We start from the raw sequence: 9,056 nt of genomic DNA on the forward strand, positions 1-9,056 counted from the left end.
CCTGATCCGGCCAGCTGGTTACCGACCCCGACCAGCCACAGCACGCCGGGGTCCGCTGCCGCCTGCCCACTAATTCTCCGATTTTCGGACTAGGATCGCCCGAACATCGTTCTGCGCGACTGAAGGGTGCCCCCCGTATGACCCGGCAGCACACCATCGGTGACCTCCTGCGGCGCTCGGCCGCCCGCCACCCCGCGAAGACCGCGATCGTGTTCGGCGATCTGCGCCAGAGCTACGCCGACCTCGACCTCGTGGTGAACAGGACGGCCAACGCGCTGGCCGCGCGCGGGGTGGGCAAGGGCGACAGGTTCGCCGTGTTCAGCCACAACAACCACGCGTTCGTGGTGGCGTACTTCGCGCTGGCGCGGCTGGGGGCGATCTCCGTGCCGGTCAACTTCATGCTGGGGGCCGAGGAGGTGGCGTACATCCTTGAGCATTCCGGGGCGACCGGGATGCTGGCCGAGGAGGCGCTGCTGCCGGTCGCCCAGGCGGCGGTGACCGAGCGGGTCGCCGTACGCGGGGTGATCGGCGACGGGCCGGGCGGGTGGGAGCCGTTCAGCGCGTGGTCGGCGCACGAGGACTCCTCGGAGCCCGAGGTGGAGATCGCCGACGACGACCCGATCCAGCTCATGTACACCAGCGGCACCGAGTCCCGCCCCAAGGGCGCCATGCTGTCGAGCAGGAGCCTCATCTCCCAGTACGTCACCTGCATGGTCGACGGCGAGATGAGCCACGACGACGTCGAGGTGCACGCCCTGCCCCTCTACCACTGCGCGCAGCTGCACTGCTTCCTGACGCCCGGCATCTACCTGGGCGCCACCAACATCGTGCTGCCCGGCCCGAGCCCGGCGGTGATCCTCGCGACGATCGAGGGCGAGCGCGCGACGAAGCTGTTCTGCCCGCCCACGGTGTGGATCTCGCTGCTGCGCCACCCCGACTTCGACCGCCGTGACCTGTCGTCGCTGCGCAAGGGCTACTACGGCGCCTCGATCATGCCGGTCGAGGTGCTGAAGGAGATCGCCGCCCGGCTGCCCGACGTGCGGCTGTTCAACTTCTACGGCCAGACGGAGATGGCGCCGGTGGCGACCATCCTCGGCCCGGAGGAGCAGCTGACCCGGCTCGGCTCGGCCGGTCGGCCGGCGCTGAACGTCGAGACGAGGATCGTCGACGACCTCGACCAGCCGGTGCCGCCCGGCACGGTGGGCGAGATCGTGCACCGCAGCCCGCACGCCATGCTCGGCTACTGGAACGACCCGGACAAGACCGCCGAGGCGTTCCGCGGCGGCTGGTTCCACAGCGGCGACCTGGGCGTCATGGACGCCGACGGCTACCTGTCGGTGGTCGACAGGAAGAAGGACATGATCAAGTCGGGCGGCGAGAACGTCGCGAGCCGCGAGGTCGAGGAGACGATCTACCAGCATCCGGCGGTGGCCGAGGCGGCGGTGTTCGGGGTGCGGGACGACAAGTGGATCGAGGCGGTGACGGCGGCGGTGGTGCTGCGGCAGGGCGCGGGGCTCACCGCCGACGAGCTGATCGCGTTCCTGCGGGGGCGGCTGGCGCCGTTCAAGACGCCGAAGCGGGTGGTGTTCGTGGACGCGCTGCCGAAGAACGCCTCGGGCAAGGTGCTCAAGCGGGAGCTACGCGACTCCATGGGGTAGGGGGCGCGGGCAGGCGTCGGCCTCGTGGTTGACGGGAATCTCCATCCGGCGACGACTTCACCTCAAGTCCCGGGACCGACGATGGGGGTCCCCGACCGAGAGAGGCCGCATGCCGAGTCTGCCCGACCGCCTGCACCGTACGTTCTTCCGCACCCTGTCCCTGCTCTCGCCCGAGGGACAGGGCCTGCTCCTGCGCCGCTACTTCGACTGGTGGCACCGGACCCCCGACCCGTGGAAGTTGGCGACCGACGGCTACGAGCAGCAGAAGTACCAGGTGACGCTCAAGCAGCTGCCGCCCCGCCCGTACCGGCGCATCATCGAGATCGGCTGCGCCGAGGGGGTGTTCACCGGCGCGCTGGCCGCGGCCTACCCCGACGCGGAGATCACCGGGGTGGACGTCTCCGAACGGGCCCTGGCCCGCGCCAGGGCCCGCGTGCCGGAGAACGGGCGGGTGCGCTTCGTCCACGCCGACTTCCTCACCCACCGCTGCGAGCCCCGCCACGACCTGGTGTTCTGCTCGGAGACCCTCTACTACCTGGGCCGTCACGAACGCCTGCGCCGCGCCTCGGCGCAGCTCAGCGACCTGCTGACGCCCGAGGGGGTGCTGGTGGCCGTGCATCCGTGGCCCGAGGCGGCCAGGCTGCACGGCTATCTCGACGCGCACGGCACGCTGACCAGGATCAGCGACGAGGTGTACGAGATCCCGCCGCGCCCGTTCGCCGTCACCGTCTGGTCGCCGAAGAGCTAGCGCTTGCCCAGCAGGTCGGCGGCCAGCCGGCGCACCACGCCCCGCTGGATCTTGCCGGTCGCCGTCTTGGGCAGCTCCTCCATCACCAGCACCTCGCGCGGCCGTTTGAACGAGGCCAGCCCGTCCCGGCAGAACCCGACCAGCTCGGCGGCGTCCACCGTGCGCCCCGGGGCGGGCACCACGCAGGCGACCGGCTTCTCCAGCCCCTCGCCGTCCACGTACGCCACCACCGCGCACTCTCCCACCGCCTCGTGCTGCAGCAGCCTGGCCTCGACCTCCATGGGCGAGACCCAGATGCCGCCCGCCTTGATCATGTCGTTGGAGCGGCCCAGGCAGCGGTAGGCGCCGTCGGGCTCGCGGACGTAGGTGTCGCCGGTGCGCAGCCACTCGCCCTGGAACACCTGCCGGGTGGTCGCCGTACGGCACCAGTAGCCGGTGGCGATCGAGTCGCCGCGCACGTACAGGTGGCCGGGCTCGCCGTCGGCGACCGGAGCGCCGTGCTCGTCGAGCAGCCTGGCCTCGTAGCCGGGCACGACCGTGCCCGAGGTGCCTGGGCGCCCCCGGCCGGGCCGGTTGGAGATGAAGATGTGCAGCGCCTCGGTGGAGCCGAGCCCGTCGATGACCTCCACGCCGAAGCGGGCCAGGAAGCGGCGGTGGATCTCGGCGGGCAGCGCCTCGCCGGCCGAGACGCCGAGGCGGACCGAGTCGAAGGCGCCGGCGTCGTCGGGGGTGGCGAGCAGCGCGGAGTAGAAGGTGGGGCCCGCGAAGAACAGCGTCGGCCGCTCTGCCCGCACCCGTTCGAGCACCCCTGCCGGGGTGGGGCGGGCCGGGTCGAGTATCGCGGTGGCACCCGCGGCGAGCGGGAAGAACAGCGAGTTGCCGATCCCGTACGCGAAGAACATCCGCGCCACCGACAGGCACCGGTCGTCGGCGCGGATGCCGAGCACCTGGCGGCCGTAGGTCTCGTAGACGTCCCTGATCGCGCCGTGCCGGTGCATGGCGGCCTTGGGCGCGCCGGTGGTGCCGGAGGTGTAGAGCCACAGGGCGGGCGAGTCGCGCCAGGTGTCGTACGCGGGCCCGGCCGGCCGCCCCGACGCCAGCGCCTCGGCCCACGACCCGCCGGGCTCGGTCGTGATCAGCGTCTCGGCCTCGGGCGCGGTGGCCAGCGCCGCTCTGGTGACGGGCTCGTACTCGGGGGTCGCCACGATCACCCTGGCCCGCGCGTCACGGATGAGCTCGCCCAGCTCGGCGGCGTGGTACATGGTGGACACCGGCACCGCGACCGCGCCCATCCGCATGACGGCGAGGATCGTGACCACGGTCTCCGGCCGGTCGGACATGACGAGCAGCACCCGTTCCTCCGGTCTGACCCCGAGGCGGCGCAGCCCGGTGGCGAGGTCGGCGACCTGGGCGGCCAGCTCGGCGTAGGTGAGCGCGCCCGCCGGGCCGGTGACGGCGACGTGGCCGCCCCTTCCCGCCGTGACCTGGCGCTCGGTGAGATAGACGCTGGCGTTGAACGACTCGGCCGTCATGGGCGTCCCCATCCGCAGACTGGCGATCGTGACTGAATCTTCTACACAGGAACGCGGCTCCGTCAATGTCGTGTAGTACGGCAGCGGTCAGAGGCGCACGTACTCGTAGTCGAGCGGCCTGCCGTTGATGCCCGAGCGTGGCGGCGCCAGCCAGGCGGCGATCCTGCCGGGCTCGTGAACGGGCCTCATCAACGAGCGTACGTGCTCCTTGTCGGCCGGTGTGGGCAGCCACCGGTCGCGGTGGGCGGCCCACTCCGCCTCGTCCATCACCCGGCCGTCCGGCGCGAGGTGGTGCCCGGCGAACCCGCCCACCTTGCGGTTGAAGCCGACGTGCGGCAGGGAGAGGACGGGGTCCAGGCCGTGGCCGGTGAGGATGCGGTTCCAGCGGTTCAGGCCGGTCACGCAGTCGGCGACGTACTCGCCGCGCAGGTCCGCGTTGAGCGCCGTCAGCGCGGGCAGCCGCTCCTCCACCACCCGGCCGCCGGACACCCGCGGCACCGTCGCGTACGCGTCGGTGAGCAGGTGGTCGTCCTGGCGCCGCTCCTCCTGCCAGCGGCCCTTGAGCCCGGCGGTGAAGTAGTTGGCCACGTTCGTCGAGGTCTCGCCGCCGAACAGGTCGAGGCTGACGCTGTAGTGGAAGTTGACGTACTTCTGGATCACGTCGAGCGGGATGCCGCCGTACGCCGCCACGTCGTCGGTGTCGTGCTCGCGCATGAGCTGCGCCGTGCGCTCCACCACCCGGTCCACGCCCGTCGTACCGACGAACATGTGGTGGGCCTCCTCCTTCAGCATGAACTCGCAGGTCCTGCTGAGCGGGTCGAACGCCGACTCCTTGAGCGTGCCGAGCTGGTACTTGCCGTCGCGGTCGGTGAAGTAGGTGAACATGAAGAACGACAGCCAGTCGGGCGTCTCCTCGTTGAAGGCGCCGAGGATGCGCGGGGAGTCATCGCTGCCGGAGTTGCGCGTCAGCAGCGCCTCTGCCTCGTCGCGGCCCGCCCGGCCGAAGTAGGCGTGCAGCAGGTAGACCATGGCCCAGAGGTGGCGGCCCTCCTCGACGTTCACCTGGAAGAGGTTGCGCAGGTCGTACAGGGAGGGCGCGGTCAGGCCGAGCCTGCGCTGCTGCTCGACGCTGGCCGGTTCGGTGTCGCCCTGGATGACGATGAGGCGCTGCAGCTCGGCGCGGTACTCGCCGGGCACCTGCTGCCAGACCGGCTGTCCCTTGTCCTGGCCGAAGGCGATGCGGCGGTCGGTGTCGCGCTCGGCCAGGAAGATGCCCCAGCGGTAGTCGGGCAGCGCGACGTGGTCGAAGTGCGCCCAGCCGGCCCGGCCGACGGCGACGGCGGTGCGCAGGTAGACGTCCTGGGTGGGCAGGGCGGGGCCCATCTCCGACCACCATTGCAGGAAGCGCGGCTGCCAGGACTCCAGGGCGCGGCGCAGCCTGCGGTCGCCGGCCAGGTCGACGTTGTTGGGGATGCGCTCGGAGTAGTCGATCGACATCTCGCTCTCCCGGCTTCAGGTTCGTTCGCGGTCGTAGACGGGGCGGCGGCCGGTGCCGTAGCGGCGCAGGGCGCCTTCGGGGCCGGAGGCGTTCGGGCGGGTGAAGATCCAGTTCTGCCAGGCGGCCAGCCTGCCGAAGATCTTGGTCTCCATGGTCTCGGGGCCCGCGAAGCGGTGGCTGGCCTCCATGCCGGTCAGCGCGTCGGGGCTGAGCGCGGCGCGCTCCTCCAGCGCCAGGCGGACCTCGTCGTCCCAGTCGAGGTCGTCCGGCGCGAACGTGACGAGCCCCAGCTCCAGCGCCTCGGCGGGACCGATGCGGCGGCCCGCCTCCTTCTCCAGCCGGGCCACCTTGGCGGGGTCGGCGAGGAAGCGGGAGGCCAGCCTGGACAGGCCGTTGGCCATGGGGTAGGCGCCGAAGTTGGCGGACGAGAGCTGCACGGCGGAGGGTTCGCCGGGGTCGTCGAGCATGTACTGCCGGTCGCAGGCCAGCGCCAGCTCCAGCAGCGGGCCCGCGAAGCAGCTGCCCGGCTCGATGAGCGCGATCAGGCTGCGGCTGGTGACGTCGAGGCGCTTGAGCGTGCGCTTGAGGTAGTGCCTGATCTCGCCGTACGGCCACGCGTCGCCCGCCGGTTCGGCGGCGAGCACCGCGTCGGTGTCGCCTTCGGTCCTGATCACCCAGGTGCCCCGCGCGGGCTCGTTGGTGCGCAGGCGCAGGATCACGTCGTCCAGCTCGCGGGTCATGCGCAGCAGCCAGCCGTCGCCGCCGCCGTCCGGGCCGCGCACGGTGATCGTCACCCGGTCCCCTTCCGGCTCCGCGGTGACCGTCTCGTACGCGTACCCGTCGGGGTCGAGCGGCGGCAGCGGCACCGGGGCGGCGTCGGCCGGGCGGGCGGAGCGGGCGGCGGCCTCCAGGGCGCGGCGGCGTACGGTCTCCTCGAACCTGCTGGGCGGCGCCACCTCGTCCACCAGCCCCCACGCCACCGCCGTCGCCCCGCGCACGCCCTCGCTGCGGGTGGCGAACACGTCGGCCAGGTCCTTGCGCACGCCCCGCTTGTCGGTCAGCCGCGTCAGCCCTCCGGTGCCGGGCAGCACGCCGAGCAGCGGCACCTCCGGCAGGGACACCGCGGTCGACCCGTCGTCGACCAGGATGATCCGGTCGCAGGCCAGGGCCAGCTCGTATCCGCCGCCGGCCGCCGTGCCGTTGACCGCCGCCAGGTAAATCTGCCCTGAGTGGAGGGCGGCGTCCTCGATGGCGTTGCGCGTCTCGTTGGTGAACTTGCAGAAGTTCACCTTCCAGGCGTGGGAGGACTGGGCGAGCATGCGGATGTTGGCGCCCGCGCAGAACACCCGGTCGAGGCCGCCCGTGAGGACGACCGCGCGCACCTCGGGGTGCTCGAAGCGCAGGCGCTGGACGGCGTCGTACAGCTCGATGTCCACGCCGAGGTCGTAGGAGTTGAGCTTGAGGTCATACCCCGGGACGAGCCCGCCGGCCTCGTCGACCGCCAGCACGATCCGGGCCAGCGGCGCGTCGATCTCAAGGCGGAGGTGACGGTAGCGGCCTGGGCCGGTGTCGAAGGACACCTGGGGCTGTCCTGTCATGCCCCAAGTTCAACAACCTGAGCGCTCTCCGTCAAGGTTCTGTAGAACGTCGCGCCGGTCGAGCGCCTGCACCCACTTCACCGCGACCGCCGCCACCTGGATCAATTCGCCGCGCAGCCGCTGCGGGTCGTGCTCGGCGAACGCCTCCATCACCTCCTCGGCCAGGATGTGCCGCCACGTCAGCGCGCCGTCCCGGGCCGCCGCGTCGGTCTCCTCGCGCGCCTTGTCGGCCGCCGCGACCGCGTCGTGGCCGCCGGTGCCGTCGGGCAGCACCTGCATCCCGAACCGTTCGTCCTGCGCGGCCCGCTCGTCCCGCACCTGCGCGAGCACCCGCGCCAGCGAACCCGGCACCCCCGCGTCCCCGTCCTGCTGTCCCATGCGCCTCAGTCTGGCGCAGGCCCATGGGTGGGGCGGTGCATGGGTGGGGTGGTTCAGGGGTGGGGCGGTGCATGGGTGGGCGGTTCAGGGGTGGGGTGGGCGGAAGCCGGGGGTGTGGGGTGGGAGGGCGGTCAGGGCGTGGTCGCGGAAGGCGCGGGCGGCCGGGGTGAGGCGGTCGCCGGCCCGCCAGCTCATGCCGATCGTCCTGAACAGCGCGGGCGACAGCGGGATCTCGGTGACGCCGCCCGCGGGCGGCTGCTCGGAGCGGGGCAGCACGGCGACGCCGAGCCCGGCCGCGACGAGCCCGCGCACGGTCTCCGACTCCTGCCCCTCGAACGCGATCCGCGGCTCGAACCCGGCCGCCGCGCACAGGTCGTCGGTGATCTGGCGCAGCCCGTAGCCGGGTTCGAGCGTCACCAGCTCCTCCCCCGCCAGCTCGGCGGCCCGCACCCGCCTGCGCGCGGCCAGGCGGTGCGCGGGCGGCACGGACAGCACCAGCTCCTGGTCGGCGATGGGACGGGTGACGAGGTCGGGGTCGTCCAGCGGCATGGGCGCGACGAACACCAGGTCGATCTCGCCGTCGCGGAGCGCCCGCAGCATGTCCTGGCGGGAGCCCTGCGCCAGGCTGAACCGCACGCCGGGGTTGCGCTCGCGGAAGGCGCCGATGAGCGAGGGCACGAGGGTGCGGCCGAGCAGGTGCAGGAAGCCGAGCACGATGCGGCCGGTGCCGGGGTCGATCTCCTCACGCACCTCGCGGGCGGCGGCGGTCACGGCGGTCAGCGCGCGGCTGGAGGCGGCGGCCAGGGTGCGGCCCGCGCGGGTGAGGCGGATGCCGCGGCCCGCCGGGAGCACGAGCGGGGCGCCGACCAGGTCGGCGAGCGCGGCCAGGCGGCGGCTGGCGGTGGGCTGGGGGATGCCGAGGAGCTCGGCGGCCCTGGTCACGTGGCCGGTCTCGCCGACGGCGGCCAGCAGCGCGAGCGTCGGGGCGAGGCGGGCGGCCAGCCGGTCATCTGATTCATGCGTCATGGTATGAATTCTCGCCCATATCCGTATTAGACGTATCTATCGAGGTTGCCTAACGTGCAGAGCGTGGCGGTCCTTGAAGCTTCTCCCTCCGTGAACACCCGTCGGGTCAGTACGGCCGTCGCCGCGGCCGGCCTGTCCTCCTTCGCCCTGCTCTACTCGCCGCAGCCGGTGCTGCCGCAGCTCGCGGCGGCGTACGGGCTGGATCCCGGCAGCGCGTCGCTGGCGATCGGGGTGGCCACCGGGTCGCTCGCGGTCGCGGTGCTGCCCCTGGCCTGGCTGGCGGGGAAGGTCGGGCGGCGGCGGGTCATCCTGTGGTCGGTGCTGGTGCCCGCGCTGCTCGGCCTGCTGCTGCCGCTGGCTCCGTCGTTCCCCGTGCTGCTGACGCTGCGGGCCGCTCAGGGGGTGGCGATCGCCGGGTTCGCCGGGGTCGCGGCGGCGTACCTGGCCGACCAGCTCGGCACGGGACGGCTCGCCGGGGCCGTGGGCGCGATGATCGCGGGCAACTCGGTGGGCGGCATGCTGGGGCGGTGGTGCGGGGTTCGCAGCTGTCGCACCCGGCAGTGGATGAGGCGCTGGACTTCCTGCGCGGCGACGACGACGCCTCGCGGCGGTGGGAGG

At 72.6% G+C, this 9,056-nt stretch carries 8 protein-coding genes; 3 read left to right on the forward strand and 5 right to left on the reverse strand.

Annotated features, from left to right (window positions below; genetic code table 11):
* Positions 1 to 137 precede the first annotated feature (137 nt).
* Entirely contained in the window at positions 138 to 1,658 is a 1,521-nt protein-coding gene (locus ABZW11_RS45695; protein ID WP_355432675.1) for an acyl-CoA synthetase, read from the forward strand.
* Positions 1,659 to 1,767: 109 nt separating this feature from the next.
* Positions 1,768 to 2,406 carry an SAM-dependent methyltransferase gene (locus ABZW11_RS45700; RefSeq protein WP_355432678.1) on the forward strand — a complete coding sequence of 213 codons (639 nt, stop codon included), beginning with the start codon at positions 1,768 to 1,770 and terminating at the stop codon, positions 2,404 to 2,406.
* On the opposite strand, the gene ABZW11_RS45705 is transcribed toward ABZW11_RS45700, so the two are convergent.
* From ABZW11_RS45705 to ABZW11_RS45725, 5 genes are all read right to left on the reverse strand, one after another.
* On the reverse strand, positions 2,403 to 3,938 hold the full coding sequence (locus ABZW11_RS45705) for a benzoate-CoA ligase family protein (RefSeq protein ID WP_355432681.1): 1,536 nt from the start codon (positions 3,936 to 3,938) through the stop codon (positions 2,403 to 2,405). The two genes, ABZW11_RS45700 and ABZW11_RS45705, sit on opposite strands and share 4 nt — an antisense overlap.
* 87 nt (positions 3,939 to 4,025) lie before the next feature.
* Entirely contained in the window at positions 4,026 to 5,435 is a 1,410-nt protein-coding gene (gene boxB, locus ABZW11_RS45710) for a benzoyl-CoA 2,3-epoxidase subunit BoxB (protein ID WP_355432684.1), read from the reverse strand.
* Positions 5,436 to 5,450: 15 nt separating this feature from the next.
* The gene (gene boxC / locus ABZW11_RS45715) at positions 5,451 to 7,034 is read right to left on the reverse strand and encodes a 2,3-epoxybenzoyl-CoA dihydrolase (RefSeq protein WP_355432686.1); all 1,584 of its coding nucleotides are present in this window, start codon (positions 7,032 to 7,034) and stop codon (positions 5,451 to 5,453) included.
* A 9-nt stretch (positions 7,035 to 7,043) separates the two neighbouring features.
* Positions 7,044 to 7,412: a hypothetical protein gene (locus ABZW11_RS45720; RefSeq protein WP_355432689.1), complete on the reverse strand. Its 369-nt coding sequence runs from the start codon at positions 7,410 to 7,412 to the stop codon at positions 7,044 to 7,046.
* An 84-nt stretch (positions 7,413 to 7,496) separates the two neighbouring features.
* Positions 7,497 to 8,438, reverse strand: coding sequence for a LysR substrate-binding domain-containing protein (locus ABZW11_RS45725; protein ID WP_355432692.1), 942 nt, complete (start codon positions 8,436 to 8,438; stop codon positions 7,497 to 7,499).
* A 90-nt stretch (positions 8,439 to 8,528) separates the two neighbouring features.
* Here ABZW11_RS45725 and ABZW11_RS45730 point away from each other — a divergent pair.
* Positions 8,529 to 9,056, forward strand: a 528-nt coding sequence (locus ABZW11_RS45730) for an MFS transporter (protein WP_355432694.1), incomplete at its 3' end; no start/stop codon positions are given.

The sequence above is a fragment of the Nonomuraea sp. NPDC004580 genome (assembly GCF_040609855.1).
Lineage (GTDB): Bacteria > Actinomycetota > Actinomycetes > Streptosporangiales > Streptosporangiaceae > Nonomuraea > Nonomuraea salmonea.

Coding starts and splice junctions, on each gene's coding strand:
- boxC (WP_355432686.1), bottom strand. CDS start 7,034: ATGACAGGACAGCCCCAGGTGTCCTTCGACACCGGCCCAGGCCGCTAC.
- ABZW11_RS45725 (WP_355432692.1), bottom strand. CDS start 8,438: ATGACGCATGAATCAGATGACCGGCTGGCCGCCCGCCTCGCCCCGACG.
- ABZW11_RS45695 (WP_355432675.1), top strand. CDS start 138: ATGACCCGGCAGCACACCATCGGTGACCTCCTGCGGCGCTCGGCCGCC.
- ABZW11_RS45720 (WP_355432689.1), bottom strand. CDS start 7,412: ATGGGACAGCAGGACGGGGACGCGGGGGTGCCGGGTTCGCTGGCGCGG.
- boxB (WP_355432684.1), bottom strand. CDS start 5,435: ATGTCGATCGACTACTCCGAGCGCATCCCCAACAACGTCGACCTGGCC.
- ABZW11_RS45705 (WP_355432681.1), bottom strand. CDS start 3,938: ATGACGGCCGAGTCGTTCAACGCCAGCGTCTATCTCACCGAGCGCCAG.
- ABZW11_RS45700 (WP_355432678.1), top strand. CDS start 1,768: ATGCCGAGTCTGCCCGACCGCCTGCACCGTACGTTCTTCCGCACCCTG.